The 17569-nt window shown below is 65.5% G+C and carries 11 protein-coding genes; all 11 read left to right on the top strand.

The features are described from left to right. Nucleotides 1–6 precede the first annotated feature (6 nt). The 11 genes from DCO45_RS14810 (at nucleotide 7) to DCO45_RS14760 (ending at nucleotide 17493) form a co-directional block, all read left to right on the top strand. Complete coding sequence (locus DCO45_RS14810) at nucleotides 7–2016, top strand: acetyl/propionyl/methylcrotonyl-CoA carboxylase subunit alpha (protein ID WP_116926528.1); 2010 nt, start codon at nucleotides 7–9, stop codon at nucleotides 2014–2016. Nucleotides 2017–2076: 60 nt separating this feature from the next. Continuing rightward, nucleotides 2077–3000 (top strand): glyoxylate/hydroxypyruvate reductase A, encoded by a 924-nt coding sequence (locus DCO45_RS14805; RefSeq protein ID WP_116926568.1) that lies wholly within the window; start codon nucleotides 2077–2079, stop codon nucleotides 2998–3000. Nucleotides 3001–3041: 41 nt separating this feature from the next. Beyond that, nucleotides 3042–3953: a hydroxymethylglutaryl-CoA lyase gene (locus tag DCO45_RS14800; protein WP_116926527.1), complete on the top strand. Its 912-nt coding sequence runs from the start codon at nucleotides 3042–3044 to the stop codon at nucleotides 3951–3953. Nucleotides 3954–4039: 86 nt separating this feature from the next. Then, nucleotides 4040–4540, top strand: a complete 501-nt coding sequence (locus DCO45_RS14795; protein ID WP_116926526.1) for a YbaK/EbsC family protein — start codon at nucleotides 4040–4042, stop codon at nucleotides 4538–4540. Continuing rightward, on the top strand, nucleotides 4537–4845 hold the full coding sequence (locus tag DCO45_RS14790) for a DUF1289 domain-containing protein (RefSeq protein WP_232539448.1): 309 nt from the start codon (nucleotides 4537–4539) through the stop codon (nucleotides 4843–4845). Before DCO45_RS14795 ends, DCO45_RS14790 begins: the two co-directional genes overlap by 4 nt. Before the next feature lie 12 nt (nucleotides 4846–4857). After that, nucleotides 4858–5505 carry a DsbA family protein gene (locus tag DCO45_RS14785; RefSeq protein WP_116926524.1) on the top strand — a complete coding sequence of 216 codons (648 nt, stop codon included), beginning with the start codon at nucleotides 4858–4860 and terminating at the stop codon, nucleotides 5503–5505. A gap of 256 nt (nucleotides 5506–5761) precedes the next feature. After that, the gene (locus DCO45_RS14780; protein ID WP_116926523.1) at nucleotides 5762–7420 is read left to right on the top strand and encodes an MFS transporter; all 1659 of its coding nucleotides are present in this window, start codon (nucleotides 5762–5764) and stop codon (nucleotides 7418–7420) included. A 302-nt stretch (nucleotides 7421–7722) separates the two neighbouring features. Next, entirely contained in the window at nucleotides 7723–8700 is a 978-nt protein-coding gene (locus DCO45_RS14775) for a porin (protein WP_116926522.1), read from the top strand. Nucleotides 8701–9017: 317 nt separating this feature from the next. Further along, on the top strand, nucleotides 9018–14981 hold the full coding sequence (uvrA, locus tag DCO45_RS14770; RefSeq protein ID WP_116926521.1) for an excinuclease ABC subunit UvrA: 5964 nt from the start codon (nucleotides 9018–9020) through the stop codon (nucleotides 14979–14981). Between the two features lie 272 nt (nucleotides 14982–15253). Next, a complete protein-coding gene (locus tag DCO45_RS14765; protein ID WP_116926520.1) occupies nucleotides 15254–15952 on the top strand; it encodes a response regulator in 699 nt (232 codons plus the stop codon). A 5-nt stretch (nucleotides 15953–15957) separates the two neighbouring features. Further along, nucleotides 15958–17493, top strand: coding sequence for a sensor histidine kinase (locus DCO45_RS14760; RefSeq protein WP_116926519.1), 1536 nt, complete (start codon nucleotides 15958–15960; stop codon nucleotides 17491–17493). The last annotated feature ends 76 nt before the right edge of the window (nucleotides 17494–17569 follow it).

Genomic DNA, 17569 nt, shown 5'->3' with positions numbered 1-17569 from the left:
TGTTCTATGTTCTCGAAAATTTTGATCGCCAACCGTGGTGAGATTGCCTGCCGCGTCGCCGCTACCGCCCGCCGCATGGGCGTCAAGACCGTGGCCGTCTACTCCGACGCGGACGCCCATGCCAAGCATGTGGCCGCCTGCGACGAGTCCGTGCATATCGGTGGAAGCGCCCCCAAGGACAGCTACCTGCGCTGGGAACGCATCATCGAGGCGGCCAAGGCCACCGGCGCGCAAGCCATCCACCCCGGCTACGGTTTCTTGAGCGAGAACGAAGACTTTGCCGTCGCCTGCGCCGCTGCGGGCCTGGTGTTCATCGGCCCGCCGGCCAATGCCATCCGCGCGATGGGCCTGAAGGCCGAATCTAAACAGCTGATGGAAAAGGCCGGCGTGCCGCTGGTGCCCGGCTACCACGGCGCGGGCCAGGACCCGGCCATGCTGCACGCGGAGGCCGACCGCATCGGTTACCCGGTGCTGATCAAGGCCAGCGCCGGCGGCGGTGGCAAGGGCATGCGCCTGGTGGAAAAGAGCGAAGACTTTGCTGCCGCGCTGGAGTCCTGTAAGCGCGAGGCCATCAACAGCTTCAGCAACGATGCGGTGCTGATCGAGAAATATGTGCTGCGCCCCCGCCATATCGAGATCCAGGTGTTTGGCGACACGCAAGGCAACTGCGTGTATCTCTTCGAGCGCGACTGCTCGGTGCAGCGCCGCCACCAGAAGGTGCTGGAAGAAGCCCCAGCGCCGGGCATGACCGCCGCGCTGCGCCAGCAGATGGGCGAGGCGGCGGTGGCCGCTGCCAAGGCCGTGGGCTATGTGGGCGCGGGCACGGTGGAATTCATCGTCGAGCAGCCCGGCGGCTACGACCAGCCCGAGGCGATGAAGTTCTACTTCATGGAGATGAACACGCGCCTGCAGGTGGAGCACCCGGTGACCGAGGCCATCACCGGCGAAGACCTGGTGCAGTGGCAATTGCTGGTGGCCAATGGCCAGCCGCTGCCCAAGCAGCAGGCCGAGCTCAAGATCAGCGGCCACGCGATCGAAGCGCGCATCTGCGCCGAGAACCCGGACAACAACTTCCTGCCCGCCACCGGCACCTTGCATGTCTACCGCAAGCCCGACTGCAGCAGTTTTGCAATCAGCGAGGTGCGCATTGACGATGGCGTGCGCGAAGGCGATGCCATCAGCCCCTTCTACGACAGCATGATTGCCAAGCTTATCGTCCACGGCGCAGACCGCGCCCAGGCGCTGGCGCGGCTGGATGCGGCGCTGGCTGCGGTGCGCATTGTCGGCCTGCAGACCAATGTGCAGTTCCTGCGCCATATCCTGGCCACGCCCTCGTTTGGCCAGGCCAAGCTCGATACGGCGCTGATCCAGCGCGAAGAGGCACGGCTCTTCAAGCAGCGCGGCCTGGGCCTGGACACCGCTGCGGCCGCTGCCGTGGTGGCCGAGCTGCTGCAGGAGCGCGCAACCGAGAGCCACGACCCCTTCAGCCGCCGCGATGGCTGGCAATCGCATGGCGTGACCGAGCGGCGCTTTGACTTTGAGTTTGGCGGCGACAAGTTGCAGGCGGCGTTGCGCTATGAGGCCGCTGGCCTGGTGCTGACGGTGGGCGATGCCACGGGCCCGCTGCAGTTCAGTCCCAACGGCGAGCTGGTGGAGCTGCAGTTCAACGGCCAGCGCGACCAGGTGCAGACCTGGCAGCAGGGCGAGGTGGTGCATGTGTTCGCACCACGCGGCGCGGCCGAGATCACCGCCATTGATGCGCTGGCCCATGCCGGTGACGCTGGCAGCGAAGGCGGGCGCCTGACGGCCCCGATGCCGGGCAAGGTGGTGTCGTTTGCGGTCAAGGCCGGTGACAAGGTCAGCAAGGGCCAGCCGTTGGCGGTGATGGAGGCGATGAAGATGGAGCACACCATTGCCGCCCCGGCCGATGGCGAGGTGCTGGAGCTGCTGTTTACGCCCGGTGACCAGGTCACCGAAGGCGCAGAACTGCTGAAGTTGCAGGTCGCTGCGTCCTAAAGGGTGCCGCTGCGCTGTCTGTGACGGCGCGGCACCCTTTTCTGTGCTGAAATGCCGGCCATGAAAATTCTCGTCTACACCGACAGCGACGACCTGCAGCACTGGCTGGATGCGATTCGCCTGCACCTCCCCCAGGCCGAGGCTCGTGGCTGGACGCCCGGCATGGTGCAGGCCGATTACGCGCTGGTCTGGAAGCCGCCGCAGCAGCTGTTCGACGAGCAAGGCGCGGGCCTCAAGGCGATCTTCAACATGGGCGCTGGCGTCGATGCGCTGTTTGCGCGCCAGCTGCCCGCCGGTGTGCCGGTGCTGCGTCTGGAAGACGCCGGCATGGCCGTGCAGATGGCCGAGTATGTCTGCCATGCGGTGATCGACCATTTCCGTGACCTGGCGCCGTACCGGGCCCAGCAAAGCGCGGGCGTCTGGGCACAGCAGCCCTTGCGTTTGCGCAGCGATTTTCCCGTCGGCGTGATGGGCCTGGGTGTGCTGGGCGAGCGCGTGGCCCAGGCGGTGGCGCAGTTTGATTTTCCGGTGCGCGGCTGGAGCCGCTCGCCCAAGCAGATCGCCGGTGTGCAGTGTTTTGCCGGCAGCGCGCAGCTGCCGGACTTTCTGCGTGCCACGCGTATCCTCGTCAACCTGCTGCCGCTAACGGCGCAGACCGAGAACATCATCAATGCCGGCCTGCTGGCGCAGCTGCAGCCGGGCGCCTATGTGATCAATGTGGCGCGCGGCGCGCACCTGGTCGACGCCGACCTGCTGGCCGCGCTGGACAGCGGCCAGGTGGCAGGCGCCACCTTGGATGTGTTTCGCACCGAGCCCCTTCCCGCCGAGCACCCGTTCTGGCAGCAGCCGCAGATCCGCATCACGCCGCACAGCTCCGCCCGCACCTTGCCCGAAGAGACCTTGCAGCAGATCCTGCACAAGCTGCGGGCCTTTGCTGCCGGAGAGAAGCCTGGCGGCATGGTCTATGCCGATCGCGGATACTGATTCCGCCCCCCGTTTTTAAGAAATACCCCAGGAGACGCCCCATGGCCCGCTACCCCCAACGTGTCCAATTGATTGATGTCGGCCCGCGCGATGGCCTGCAGAACGAGAAATCGCCGGTGCCGGCTGCCGTCAAGATCGAGCTCACCCACCGCCTGCAGGATGCGGGCCTGACCGAGATCGAGGTGACCAGCTTTGTCAGCCCCAAGTGGGTGCCGCAGATGGGCGACAACGCCGAGGTGATGGCGGGGCTGGCGCGCAAGGCCGGGGTGCGCTATTCGGTGCTGACCCCGAACATGAAGGGCTATGAAGCGGCCGTGGCCTCCCAGCCCGATGAGATCGTGGTGTTTGGCGCGGCCAGCGAAGCCTTCAGCCAGCGCAATATCAACTGCTCGATTGCCGAGAGCATCGAGCGCTTTGCGCCGGTGGTGGAAGCGGCCAAGGCCGCCGGCATTGCGGTGCGTGGCGCGATGAGCTGCACCGTGGGCTGCCCGTATGAGGGCGAGATTGCGCCTTCGCGCGTGGCCTACCTCGCCGAGCTGATGAAGGGCATTGGCGTCGAGCGCGTCGATGTCGCCGACACCATCGGCGTGGGCACGCCGATCAAGGTGCAAAAGGCGCTGGAAGCGACCTTGCAGTATTTCAACCTGGACCAGGTGAGCGGGCATTTCCACGACACCTATGGCCAGGCGCTGCCCAATACGCTCGCGTCGCTGGAGCTGGGTATCTGGAACTTCCAGTCATCCATCGCCGGTCTGGGCGGCTGCCCCTATGCCAAGGGCGCGACCGGCAATGTCGCCACCGAAGACCTGGTCTACATGCTGCATGGCATGGGCATCGAGACCGGCATTGACCTGGACAAGCTGGTCGATGCGGGCATCTACATCAGCGACTTTTTGCAGCGCAAGCCCAATTCGCGCGTGGCCGTAGCGCTGATGAACAAGCGCGCGGGTTGATCGCCCAGCGCGGGCTCGCGAATGCCCGCTGCGCTGCAGCGGAGCCTGCTAAACGGCACAATCGTCGCTTAACAAGGAGTTGAACCATGTGTGGAGCGGAGTTGCTGAGCCTGCCCGAAGGGGTGCAGCGGGTAGCCAGGGTGCTGCAGGACAAGGGCCATCCGCATGGGCCGCAGATGCTGGAAGTCTCGGCGCGCACGGCCCAGGAGGCGGCCGATGCGCTGGGTATTGCGCTGGGCCAGATTGCCAAGAGCATTATTTTTCGCCGCAAGAGCGATGACGCCTGCGTGCTGGTCATCACCTCGGGCGACTGCCGCGTGGACGAGGCCAAGGTGGCGGCGCTGGTCGGCCCGGTGGGCCGCGCGGATGCGGAGTTTGTCAAGGGCCGTACCGGCTTTGCAATTGGCGGTGTATCGCCCGTCGGCCATGTGAGCCAGCCCGTTACGCTGATTGACCGCGAGCTGTTCCGTTTTGAACAGATCTGGGCAGCGGCCGGCCACCCCAATGGCGTGTTTGCGCTGGCCCCGGCCGATCTGGAAGCGCTGACCGGCGCGCCGGTGGCCGATGTGGTCAAGGAGGCGGCATGACGGAACAAATGGATAAGCCGGTGGAGCTGCCTGTGGCCTCGCCCGCGCCGCTGGCAGCCCGCACCAAGCAGGTGCGGGTGACTGGCGCCTTTGCCGCCGATTACAACGATGTCGTGCCATCGCCCTGCGTGTCGCTGTGCAAGATGAATGCGGACCGCAGCCACTGCATCGGCTGCTACCGCTCGATCGATGAGATCCGTGCCTGGTCCAAGGCTGACACCGCAGAGCGCCAGCAGATCTGGCTGCAGGCGCTGGGCCGTGCGGGCCTGGGCAGCAATGGCCGGCCACTGGTGCCGACGCCCTAACAGGAGCCGGGTATGAAAAGCATCGATTTCTACCTGGACTTTGTCTCTCCCTACGCCTGGCTGGCTTTCCATGCGCTGCCGCAGGCGTTGCAGGGCCATAGCGTGCATGTGCGCTACCGGCCCGTCTTGCTGGGGGCGCTGCTGCAGCAGCATGCCAACCCGGGGCCAGCCGGCATTGCCGGCAAGCGCGAATGGACCTACCGCCATGCCAGCTGGCTGGGCCACAGCCTGGGCTGTGGGCTGCAGATGCCCGCCCAGCACCCCTTCAACCCCTTGCCCTTGCTGCGCCTGGCCTTGCGCACGGGCCAGGGCGGCTGCATCAACCGCTTCACGGCCGATGCCATCTTTCGCCATGTCTGGCTGGGTGGCGCCGATGCGCTCGATGCCCAGCGCCTGCCGGCCTTGGAGCAAGCCCTGGCTGAGCAGCTGCGCCATGGCGACGCGGCCGAGCAGGAGGCCAAGCGGGCCTTGCGCAGCAATACCGATGCGGCGGCCGCAGCCGGCGTGTTTGGCGTGCCCAGCATGGTGCTGGACGGCAAGCTGTTCTGGGGCCTGGATGGGCTGCCGATGCTGAGCGCCTACCTGAATGGCGACGCCTGGTTTGCCGATGGCCAATGGGATGCGGCAGCAGACCGCCCCTCCGGTTTGGCCAAGCGCTGATTTCCGGCTTCTGCGCTGCTGAAAATGCCCCTTCCAGCGGTTTTGCCCGCCCTGGGACTTTCCCTTGGTCGCTGCTGCAGTGCAGCGATATTCCGCATCGCAAAACGCTTTGTGCGGGTTGCGCTGGATTTTGTCAGCGAATTGTCAGCAGATTGCAAGCTTGTGTTGGAAAACCGTCAGACTTGGGTCAGCGCTTGCTTGAAGAATGCAGTGTCCGCCAAACAAAAGAGCGGCAACACTACAAGGAGACAACAGCATGGCAACCAGTGCAGCAGCACGGCCGATGACCAAGGAGGAGCGCAAGGTCATCTTCGCCTCGTCACTCGGCACCGTTTTTGAGTGGTACGACTTCTATCTCTACGGCTCGCTGGCGGCCATCATCGCCAAACAGTTCTTCTCCGGACTGGACCCAACCTCCGCCTTCATCTTTGCGCTGCTGGCCTTTGCTGCCGGCTTTATCGTGCGCCCCTTCGGCGCGCTGGTGTTTGGCCGGCTGGGCGACATGATCGGGCGCAAGTACACGTTCCTGGTCACCATCTTGCTGATGGGCGCATCGACCTTCATCGTAGGTATCTTGCCCAACTACGCCAGCATTGGCGTGGCAGCGCCCATCATCCTGATCGTACTGCGCATGCTGCAAGGTCTGGCCTTGGGTGGTGAATACGGCGGTGCGGCCACCTATGTGGCCGAGCATGCGCCGCATGGCAAGCGCGGTGCCTACACCTCCTGGATCCAGACTACGGCGACCCTGGGCCTGTTCCTGTCGCTGCTGGTGATTCTGGGCACGCGTACCGCCATGGGCGAGCCTGCCTTCAATGACTGGGGCTGGCGCATTCCGTTCCTGGTGTCGATTCTGCTGTTGGGCGTGTCGGTGTGGATCCGCATGACCTTGTCCGAGTCGCCTGCGTTCCAGCGCATGAAGGCCGAAGGCAAAACCTCCAAGGCACCGCTGCGCGAATCGTTTGGCCAGTGGAAGAACCTGAAGATCGTGATCCTCGCGCTGATCGGCCTGACCGCTGGCCAGGCCGTGGTCTGGTACACCGGCCAGTTCTATGCGCTGTTCTTCCTGACCCAGCAGCTCAAGGTCGATGCCGTCAGTGCCAATCTGATGATTGCCGTGGCCCTGCTGATCGCCACCCCGTTCTTCGTGATCTTTGGTGCACTGTCCGACAAGATCGGCCGCAAGCCCATCATCATGGCCGGCTGCCTGCTGGCCGTGCTGACCTACTTCCCCGTGTTCAAGATGCTGACCGAAGCGGCCAACCCCGATCTGGCAGCGGCGCAAGCCAAGAACAAGGTCGTGGTCGTGGCCAACCCGGCCGAGTGCTCCTTCCAGTTTAACCCGACGGGCACCTCCAAGTTCACCAGCTCCTGCGACGTGGCCAAGCAACTGCTGGCGGCCAATTCGGTGAGCTATGAAACCGAGGCGGCGCCTGCCGGCACGACGGCCATCATCAAGATCGGCAACGACACCATCCCCAGCTACTCGGCTGCGGGCCTCAGTGGCGACGATCTGAAGGCCAAGGACGGTGCGTTCAAGAAGGCTGTCGCCGAGACCCTGGCCAAGGACGGCTACCCAGCCAAGGCCGACCCCGCCAAGACCAACAAGGTCTTGACTGTGGTGCTGCTGACCTACCTGGTGCTGCTGGTGACCATGGTGTACGGACCGATTGCCGCGATGCTGGTGGAAATGTTCCCGACCCGCATCCGCTACACCTCCATGTCGCTGCCCTATCACATCGGCAATGGGTGGTTCGGTGGTCTGCTGCCCACGACGGCCTTCGCGATCGTCGCGCAGACCGGCAACATGTACAACGGCTTGTGGTACCCCATCATCATCGCCGGTATCACCTTCGTGATCGGTACATTGTTCGTGCGTGAAACCAAGGATGTGGATATTTACGCGAACGACTGAACCGCATGACTGCGAGATGGCCCCGGGTATGCAGATGGCCTGATACCCCTGGCCTTCACCTCCCAACAGCACCTTCGGGTGCTGTTTTTTTCTGGGCGGTTTGGTATCTCATGGTTAATACCAGGGTGTGTCACATAAGTGTGGTAGCGATGCGTCACTCTCGCAAAAACTGCAAGATATTCAGCGCGTTTTCCGGAGTCTGCCGCCTAGAATTAACATTATGTGACGGGCTGAAACCTGCCCCGTGCGGACCCCAACAGCACCGTCCAACCATTTTTAATGACTACATCCCCGAGGACACTATGCGTTCACTGAATCGTTTGATGATTGCCACCTTGGCCGTTGCTGGCTCTACTGCTGCACTGGCTCAAAGCAGCGTGCAGGTTTATGGCCGTGTGAACACCTCGGTGGAACGCCAGAAGGTGGGCGATGTCTCCACCACCGGTTTGTTCAACAACGCATCGCGTATCGGTTTCCGTGGCACGGAAGACCTGGGTGGCGGCCTGAAGGCTGGCTTCGTGCTGGAATCGGGTTTCAACTCGGACGACGGCTCGGGCACCGGCTCCGCTGGTGGCCTGACCTTCCGCCGCCAAAGCGAAGTGAACCTGGCGGGCAACTTCGGTATGCTGCGTCTGGGTACCTTCACCGCTGAGTCCTACTATGCAGTGGCTGACTACGGCGTGCTGGACCAGCCTAACCACGACACTGGTTCGCTGTCGGACGCGCTGTACAGCTACGTGATGCGCGACTCCAACAAGATCGCCTACCGCACTCCCGTGTTCCTGGGCGGCCTGACCATTGAAGGCGCTGCCTCGTTCCACGAAAAGGCTGCTGGCACCAACGACAAGCACGGCTACGACCTGGCTGCCAACTGGGAAAGCGGTCCTCTGGCCCTGGGTGCAGGCTTCACCAAGGTCGGTGGCGACAAGCAACTGGGCCTGCGCGCGCACTACACCATCAACGCCTTCCAACTGGGCGCTTACTACCAACGCTCTGACGAAGAGCTGCGCGGCAAGCGCAATGCAGCGCGCGTGACCGGTATGTACACCATGGGCGCTTCCGAGTTTGTCGCTGGCTTCGGCTGGGCTGGCAAGTGGGACGACGTCAGCAACAGCGGCGCACGCCAGCTGATCCTGGGCTACAACTACAACCTGAGCAAGCGCTCCAAGCTGTACGCTGGCTACACCAAGGTCGACAACAAGGCCAACGCCAGCTACGCCACCGGCATCTCCGGCGCCGACTTCAGCACCTTCGCTGCGGGTATCCGCCACAACTTCTAAGCAAGCCTTGGGCGCCCGGCGCGCCCCTGCTTCCCAACCCGCCTTCGAGAGATGGCGGGTTTTTTTGTGCCGCCCAAGCCTGCGGCTCGGATACATCGCCATTTGCTAATATCTGTAAATATGTACAGTGTTTTGCAGGGCTTTGCCGCGAGCTGATTCAGCCGAGGAATGAACTCCCTAGAATGGTTGCTCACGATCATTTTGCCCCCACGCAGTCGTGTCGGCCTTCCGAGTTTGGGCATCCCTGGCACTGCGCATGGGGGCTTGCTTATCCGGCGGCTGGACTGCGCCAACGAATTACTGGATAGCTCATCGGTATGTCTCAGGAAATCATTCGCATCCGTGGTGCGCGTCAGCACAACCTCAAGAATCTGGATCTGGATATCCGCACGGGGGAGTTGACCGTGGTGACCGGGCCCAGCGGCTCGGGCAAGTCCAGCCTGGTGTTCGACACCTTGTATGCCGAGGGTCAGCGCCGCTATGTTGAAACTTTCAGCGCCTATGCGCGCCAGTTTCTGGACCGCATGGACAAGCCGGCCGTGGACAAGGTCGAAGGCGTGCCGCCCGCCATTGCGATTGACCAGACCAACCCGGTGCGCAGCTCGCGCTCCACGGTGGGCACGATGACCGAGCTCAACGACCACCTGAAGCTGCTGGTGGCACGCGCCGGCCATCTGTTTGACCAGCAGACCGCCTTGCCGGTGCAGCATGACACGCCCGAGAGCATTTACGAGCAGTTGCTGCAGCGCAGCCAGGCCGATGACCCGCGCATCGTGATCACCTTTCCGGTCGAGCTGCCGGCCAACACCAGCGCTGAGCAGGTCGAGCAGTGGCTGTCGGCCAGCGGCTTTACCAAGGTGCAGGCCGAGCGCGAGGTCGATGTGGTGCGGCAGGCAGCGGCCGTGGACAGCAGCAAGAAAAAGCCCAAGGCCGGCAAGCAGGCCGCGGCCGAGGCGCCCCAGCGGGTCAAGCTGCTCGATGTGGTGGCGGATCGCTTTCGCCTCAGCAAGGCCGAGAAGGCGCGCGTGATCGAGGCCATCGAGGTGGCCCTGAAGCGCGGCAGCGGCCAGATGACGGTGTATGCCGTCGCCGAGGCCGATGCCGACGGCAACACCGCCGAGCCCGCGCTGTGGAAGTTCTCCGCTGGCCTGCACTGCCCGGAAAGCGGCCTGCGCTACCGCGAGCCGACGCCGTCGATGTTCTCGTTCAACTCGGCCGTGGGCGCCTGCGATGCCTGCCGGGGTTTTGGCCGGGTCATTGGCGTGGACTGGGGCCTGGTGATTCCCAACGAAAAGCTGACCTTGCGCACCGGCGTGATCAAGCCGATCCAGACGCCGGCCTGGAAGGAGATCCAGGACGATCTGATGCGCCATGCCGAGGCGCAGGGCATTCCCCGCGACACCGCCTGGGCCAAGCTGACCGAGGCGCAGAAGGACTGGGTCATCCATGGCGAAGAGGGCTACAAGGACGGTAACTGGAGCCGCCAGTGGTACGGCATCCGCCGCTATTTCGAGTACCTGGAAACCAAGTCCTACAAGATGCATATCCGCGTCTTGCTGTCCAAGTACCGCAGCTACACGCCGTGCCCGGTCTGTGGCGGTGCACGCCTCAAGACCGAGAGCCTGCTGTGGCGCGTGGGATCGAAGGCCGATGCCGATGCGGCCTTGCCGCCGGCCCAGCGCTTCATGCCGCGCGGTGTGGCCTGGAGCCGCGAGCAGCTGGAGGCCTTGCCCGGCCTGAGCCTGCACGACCTGATGCTGCTGCCCATCGTGCGGCTGCGCCAGTTCTTTGCCAGCATGGATATCCGCCGCAGCAACGATGGCGACGCGCAGGCGCTGCGCCTGCTGCATGAGGAAATCAGCAACCGCCTGCTCTACCTCTGCGATGTCGGCATTGGCTACCTGACCCTGGACCGCCAGAGCCGCACGCTGAGTGGCGGCGAGGTGCAGCGCATCAACCTGACCACGGCCCTGGGCACCTCGCTGGTCAACACCTTGTTCGTGCTGGACGAGCCCTCGATCGGCCTGCACCCGCGCGATATGGAGCGCATCACCGTCGCGATGAAGCGGCTGCGTGATGCCGGCAACACCCTGGTGGTGGTGGAACACGACCCGGCGGTGATGTTTGCCGCCGACCGCATGATCGACATGGGCCCAGGCCCGGGCGAGAAGGGCGGCCAGATCGTGTTTGACGGCACCCCGGCCGAGCTGCGCCATGCCGACACGCTGACTGGTGCCTACCTGGGCGGCCGCAAGCAGGTGGGCATGGGCGCCAAGCGCATGGTGACCGAGAGCACGCCGCGCCTGATTCTGGAAGGCGCGACCGAGCACAACCTGCAGAACGTGTCGGTGGATTTTCCGCTCCAGCGCCTGGTGGTGGTCACCGGCGTGTCGGGTTCGGGCAAGTCCACACTGATTCAGGACGTGCTGGCCCCTGCCTTGATGCGCCATTTTGGCAAGCCCACCGAGCTGGCTGGCGCGCACCAGCGCCTGCTGGGCGCTGACCACCTGTCCGATATCGTCTTTGTTGACCAGTCACCGATTGGCAAGACCGCGCGCTCCAACCCGGTCAGCTATGTGGGCGCCTGGGATGCGGTGCGCGAGCTGTTTGCGACCGCGCCGCTGTCCTTGCAGCGCGGCTATACCGCCGGCAAGTTCAGCTTCAACAGCGGTGATGGCCGCTGCCCGACCTGTGGCGGCTCGGGCTTTGAGCATGTGGAGATGCAGTTCCTCTCCGACGTCTACCTGCGCTGCCCAGATTGCGACGGCAAGCGCTACCGCGCCGAGATTCTGGAGGTACGCATCGAGCGCGATGGCCGCTTGATGAACGTGGCCGATGTGCTGGAACTGACTGTCAGCGAGGCGGCCGCGCTGTTCGCCAAGGACCGCGAGGTGATCCGCGCGCTGCAGCCCATCGTCGATGTGGGACTGGAATATGTGAAGCTGGGCCAGCCGGTGCCGACCTTGTCGGGTGGCGAGGCCCAGCGCCTCAAGCTCGCCGGCTTTCTGGCCGAGGCCGCCAAGAGCGCCTCCAAATCCAAGCAAACGCTGGCGCGTAAGGGCACCTTGTTCCTGTTTGACGAGCCCACCACCGGCCTGCATTTTGAAGACATTGCCAAGCTGATGCGCGCACTGCGCAAGCTGCTCGAAGCCGGCCATTCGCTGATCGTCATCGAGCACAACCTCGATGTGATCCGTGCCAGCGACTGGCTGATCGACCTGGGCCCCGATGCTGGCGAAGACGGCGGCAAGGTGGTGGAAGAGGGCACGCCCGAGGAGGTGCGCAAGTCCGGCCGCTCCTACACCGCGCAGGCGCTGCGCGACTACGAGCTGGCCATGCTGGGTGAGCGCGGCGATGGCCAGCCCCACGAAGTGCGCGAGCAGCGGCCGGCCTATGCGCTGGCGCCTGCAGCGCAAGCTGCGGCGCTGCCCGGGCCGGGCAACAGCATCCAGATCATCAATGCCAAGGAGCACAACCTGAAGAACCTGAGCGTGGACATTCCGCGTGGCAAGTTCAACGTCGTCACCGGCGTGTCGGGCTCGGGAAAATCGACCCTGGCGTTTGACATCCTGTTCAACGAAGGCCAGCGCCGCTACCTCGAATCGCTCAACGCCTATGCGCGTTCCATCGTGCAACCGGCGGGCCGCCCCGAGGTCGATGCGGTCTACGGCATCCCGCCGACGGTGGCGATCGAGCAGCGCCTCTCGCGCGGCGGGCGCAAATCCACGGTGGGCACCACGACCGAGGTCTGGCATTTTCTGCGCCTGCTCTACGTGAAGCTGGGCGTGCAGCATTGCACCAAGGATGGCGCAGCGGTCCAGCCGCAAACCCCCGAGAGCATTGCCGCGCAGCTGATGACGCAGTACCGCGGCCAGCTCATTGGCCTGATGGCCCCGCTGGTGGTCGCGCGCAAGGGCGTCTACACCGAGCTGGCGGACTGGGCGCGGCCGCGTGGCTACACCCATCTGCGCGTCGATGGCCAGTTCCTGCCGACCACCGGCTTTCCGCGCCTGGACCGCTTCAAGGAGCACACGGTCGAGCTGCCGGTGGCCAGCATCGAGATCAGGCCCGAGAACGAGGCCCTGCTGCGCGACAAGCTCGCCACGGCGCTGGAGCTGGGCAAGGGCGTGCTGCATGTGCTCTCGGCCATCGGTACCCTGGAAGCGGCGATGCAGACGGGCAGCGACACATCCGCCATTGGCCAGCTGCAGGTGTTCTCCACCAAGCGCGCCTGCCCGGTCTGCGCCACCAGCTATGCCGAGCTGGACCCGCGTTTGTTCTCCTACAACAGCAAGCATGGCTGGTGCCCCGACTGCGTGGGCACCGGCGTCAAGCTGACTAAGGACCAGCGCAAGGTCTATGACGATTCGGTGATGAGCCAGGACAACCGGGGCCGCGAGCAGAGCTTTGAAGAGCCCGAGGCCGAGGATGTGGGCGAAACCACCTGCCCGACCTGCCAGGGCACGCGCCTCAATGCCACCGCCCGTGCGGTGCTGTTCCACGGCCAGTCGATCTCGTCGATCGCCCGCCTGTCGGTCACCGATGTGCGGCTCTGGATCGAGGGCCTGGTGCTGTCGGGCCGCGAAAGCGATATCGCCCGCGACCTGGTGCCCGAGATCCACAGCCGCCTGGCCTTTCTGGAAGAGGTGGGCCTGGGCTATCTGACGCTGGACCGGGGCGCGCCCACCTTGTCGGGCGGCGAGGCGCAGCGCATTCGCCTGGCCGCGCAGCTGGGCAGCAATCTGCAAGGCGTCTGCTATGTGCTCGACGAGCCCACGATTGGCCTGCATGCGCGCGACAACCATATCCTGCTCAACGCGCTGCACAAGCTGGGCGCCAAGGGCAATACGCTGGTGGTGGTGGAGCATGACGAGGACACGATCCGCCGCGCCGACCATGTGATCGACATCGGCCCTAGCGCCGGCAAGCGCGGCGGCCGCCTGGTGGCCCAAGGCACGACGCAGGATGTGATGGATGCGGCCGACTCGCAGACCGGCCGCTACCTGCTGCATGCGATGCGCCACCCCTTCCAGCCGCGCCGCCTGGTGCATGGCGTGGCCGATGCGGTGTTGTCATCGCCCGCAGACGACGCAGCGCCCGTCGTCAAAAAGCGCACCAAGAAGCAGATCGCCGCCGACGCCGCTGCCGCGCTGGCCGCCGACAGCGCCCAGGCCAATGCCGCGCTGGCCGCGCCGGCCCGCGCCGATGCGATGGCGCCGCTGCACTGGCTGTCCGTGCTGGGCGCCCACCTGCACAACCTGCAGAACGTGGATGTGCGCGTACCGCTCAAGCGCCTGGTGGCCGTGACGGGGGTGTCGGGCTCGGGCAAATCCACGCTGGCGCGCGATGTGCTTCTCACCAATGTGGCCGCCTGGGTCGGCCAGCGCGCCACCAAGGCGGGGCGCGATGACATGGATGCCGGCAAGGCGCCGGCGCTCTTGGGCTGCAAGGGCCTGCAGGGCTTTGAGGGCATCGACCGGGTGCTGGAAGTGGACCAGACGCCGATTGGCAAGACGCCGCGCTCCTGCCCTGCGACCTATATCGGTTTTTGGGACACGATCCGCAAGCTGTTTGCTGAGACGCTGGAGGCCAAGGCGCGCGGCTATGCGGCCGGGCGTTTCTCCTTCAACACCGGCGAAGGCCGCTGCCCGGCCTGCGAGGGCCAGGGCATGCGCACCATCGAGATGAGCTTTCTGCCCGATGTGAAGGTGCCTTGCGAAGTCTGCCATGGCGCCCGCTTCAGCCCCGAAACGCTGGCGGTCACCTGGCGCGGCAAGAGCATTGGCGAAGTGCTGCAGATGGAGGTCGACGAGGCGGTGCTGTTCTTTGCCAGCATGCCCAGCATCGCCCATCCGCTGCAGCTGCTGCAGGATGTGGGCCTGGGTTATCTGACCTTGGGTCAGCCGTCGCCCACCTTGTCGGGTGGCGAGGCGCAGCGCATCAAGCTGGTGACCGAGCTGACCAAGGTGCGCGATGACATCACGCGCCGGGGCAACAAGGCGCCCCACACCTTGTATGTGCTCGATGAGCCCACCGTGGGCCTGCACATGGCCGATGTTGACAAGCTGATCCATGTGCTGCACCGCCTGGTCGATGCCGGCCACAGTGTGGTGGTCATCGAGCATGACCTGGATGTGATTGCCGAGGCCGACTGGGTGATCGACCTGGGGCCCGAGGGCGGCAATGCCGGTGGCCGCATTGTTGCTACTGGTACGCCCGAGGACCTGGTCCACGCGGGCACGCATACCGGCAAGGCGCTGGCGCCGGTGCTGGCGCGCTGACTGCGGCGTGGCGGCAGGGCGTTTGCTGACAGCGCGCCCTGCCGGGCCTGGGCACAATCGCAACATCACCTGCAAGGAGCCCTTGATGCATATTGACCCCCGGCACCCGGAAGCCCCGCCTGTCAAAGACCCCGCCCCGGTACAACCACCACCAGTGCCCACGCCCGGCATTCCATCGCCTATCCAGGAGTAGAGATCAAGGGGCGCTGGATACCGCTGCCCAGCGGCGTATGATCGCGGTTTTCTGAGCCCCTGAATTCTGGCGAGCAAGCATGCGCATATTGCTGATTGAAGACGAGCTGGAGATGGCCGCCTGGCTGGTGCGCGCCCTCAAGCAATCGAACATCGAGGCGGTGCATGCCGCGCATGCGGCGATGGCCACGCGCCTGCTGCCCGACGGCCCCTTTGATGTGGTGGTGCTCGATTTGCAACTGCCCGACCAGCATGGCTTTGACTGGCTCTCGGCCATGCGCGGCCAGGGCCGGCGTGAGCCGGTGCTGGTGCTGACCGCGCAAGGGGCGGTGCAGGACCGCGTCGAAGGCCTGCACCGGGGAGCCGATGACTACCTGACCAAGCCTTTCGATGTGGCCGAGCTGGAGGCGCGCCTGGCGGCGCTGCACCGGCGCAGCCAGGGCCGGGTGCAGGCCATGCAGCAATGCGGCTCGCTGCGCTACGACAGCAACCACCGCACCTTCTGGCTGGCCGAGCAGATGCTGGCGCTGACGCCGCGTGAGCATGCAGCGCTCGAAGCGCTGATGGCGCGCACCGGCGCGCCGGTGGGCAAGTCCAAGCTGACGGCCAAGGTCTTCCCGCAGGACAGCAGCGTCAGCCCCGATGCCATCGAGCAGGTGCTGCACCGGGTGCGGCGCAAGCTCGCGGGCGGCGATGTGCATATCGTGACCGTGCGGGGCTTGGGCTACATGCTCGAAACCCTGGTGCCCAAAAGCCCGGGCAATCCACTTTCCTGCTGACCACCATGGGCTGGCGCCTGCGTTCTTCCCCGGGCCTGCGTTTGCGCCTGCTGTGGGTGCTGGTGCCCGTGCTGATGGCCCTGCTGGTGCTCGACAGCTGGCGCGACAGCGTCAGCCTGGCACGCGAGCTCGAGCGCGCCTATGACCAGAGCCTGTTGGAGCCGGCCCAGGCGCTGTCGGACAACCTGCGTTGGGACAGTGAAGGCCAACTGAGCCTGGACGAGCCCCTGCACATCATCTCGATGTTCGAGGTGCTCAGCAGCCGGCGCAAGTTTTTGCGGGTGCAGATGCAAACCCCCGACGGGGCCCAGCAGCGCCTGTTGCTGGGCGCCGCCCAGTTCCCTGAACCCGCGCATGACCCGGCCGACCCCAGCCGCCCATTCCGCGCGGCAGACGATGACACGCGGGTGTCGTACGCCGCTGAAGTGGACCACCAGCCGGTGCGGGTGCTGGCGCTGCTGCGGGTGCTGCATGACCAGTCGGGCCAGGAGTGGCGCGTGCTGATCCAGACGGCGCAGACCAGCGCCGGCATTGAGCGCACGGTGCGCAGCCTGATGTGGGACAGCCTGCTGCGCGATGGGCGCACCTTGCTGGTGCTGGTTCTGGTGGTGTGGCTGGGCGTGGCCTGGGGCCTGCGCCCGCTCCAGGCCTTGCGCCGCGCCGTGCAGCAGCGCCGCAGCGATGACCTGCAGCCGCTGGCCACCGAGGCCGTGCCCGGTGAGGTGCGGCCGCTGGTTGATGCGATGAACCTGCACCTGGCGCAGCAGCGCGATGCGCTGGCCCAGCAGCGCCAGTTTCTGGCCGATGCCTCGCACCAGCTGCGCACGCCGCTGGCCATTCTGAGCACGCAGGCCGCCTATGCGCTGCGCGAGACCGATCCCGAGGCCGTGCAGGCGAGCTTGCGCAGCATGCTCCAGCAACTGCAGCGCGGCCGCCGCGTGTCCGAGCAGCTGCTGGCCCTGGCCCATGCCAGCCAGCCTGCCGTGCAGCAGGCCCGGGAGGGCGAGGTCTGCGACGCCAATACGGTGGCGCGCGAGGTGGTGCTGGCCTACCTGCCGCTGGCGCTGGACAAGCAGCAGGACCTGGGCTGGATCGATGTGCGTGGCCAGGATTTTGAGGGCGATGCCGAGGGCGAGGCCGACCCGGGCGCCGCGATGGCCGCAGCAGTGCAGGCCCCCGCCACCGCCGTCTATGAGCTGCTGGCCAACCTGGTGCACAACGCGATTGCCTACACGCCAGCCCGGGGCCGCATCAATGTCTCGGTGCAGCGTGACGGGGCCTGGGTGCAGATCCGCGTGCAGGACAACGGCCCCGGCATTGCGCCCGAGGACCGTGAGCGCGCCTTTGCGCGCTTTAGCCGCTTGCAGCCTGATGCTGCGCAGGCGCCGGGCGGATCGGGCCTGGGCCTGGCCATTGCCCGGGCCTATGTGCAGCGCTTCCACGGTGAGCTGCTGCTGGACGATGGCGAGGCCCGTGATGGCGTTGCCGGCCGGGGGCTGACCGCCCTGGTGCGCCTGCCTGTGGCCCGCGATCCCGCCTGAGCGCGCTGTCCTTTGCGGGACTGTTTTCGCTAAGTAGATTTACGTATTTTGCGGCCCCCTCTGACATTTGGCAGGT

This window comes from Comamonas sp. JNW (genome assembly GCF_003105075.1).
Classification (GTDB): Bacteria; Pseudomonadota; Gammaproteobacteria; order Burkholderiales; family Burkholderiaceae_C; genus Comamonas; species Comamonas squillarum.
The sequence above is the reverse complement of the archived record's forward strand: the minus strand, read 5'-3'. Positions and strand labels throughout refer to the sequence as shown.

What these genes read in the sequence shown, in the direction of transcription:
- DCO45_RS14810 (WP_116926528.1), top strand. Translation starts at nt 7, where the DNA reads ATGTTCTCGAAAATTTTGATCGCCAACCGTGGTGAGATTGCCTGCCGC.
- DCO45_RS14805 (WP_116926568.1), top strand. Translation starts at nt 2,077, where the DNA reads ATGAAAATTCTCGTCTACACCGACAGCGACGACCTGCAGCACTGGCTG.
- DCO45_RS14800 (WP_116926527.1), top strand. Translation starts at nt 3,042, where the DNA reads ATGGCCCGCTACCCCCAACGTGTCCAATTGATTGATGTCGGCCCGCGC.
- DCO45_RS14795 (WP_116926526.1), top strand. Translation starts at nt 4,040, where the DNA reads ATGTGTGGAGCGGAGTTGCTGAGCCTGCCCGAAGGGGTGCAGCGGGTA.
- DCO45_RS14790 (WP_232539448.1), top strand. Translation starts at nt 4,537, where the DNA reads ATGACGGAACAAATGGATAAGCCGGTGGAGCTGCCTGTGGCCTCGCCC.
- DCO45_RS14785 (WP_116926524.1), top strand. Translation starts at nt 4,858, where the DNA reads ATGAAAAGCATCGATTTCTACCTGGACTTTGTCTCTCCCTACGCCTGG.
- DCO45_RS14780 (WP_116926523.1), top strand. Translation starts at nt 5,762, where the DNA reads ATGGCAACCAGTGCAGCAGCACGGCCGATGACCAAGGAGGAGCGCAAG.
- DCO45_RS14775 (WP_116926522.1), top strand. Translation starts at nt 7,723, where the DNA reads ATGCGTTCACTGAATCGTTTGATGATTGCCACCTTGGCCGTTGCTGGC.
- uvrA (WP_116926521.1), top strand. Translation starts at nt 9,018, where the DNA reads ATGTCTCAGGAAATCATTCGCATCCGTGGTGCGCGTCAGCACAACCTC.
- DCO45_RS14765 (WP_116926520.1), top strand. Translation starts at nt 15,254, where the DNA reads ATGCGCATATTGCTGATTGAAGACGAGCTGGAGATGGCCGCCTGGCTG.
- DCO45_RS14760 (WP_116926519.1), top strand. Translation starts at nt 15,958, where the DNA reads ATGGGCTGGCGCCTGCGTTCTTCCCCGGGCCTGCGTTTGCGCCTGCTG.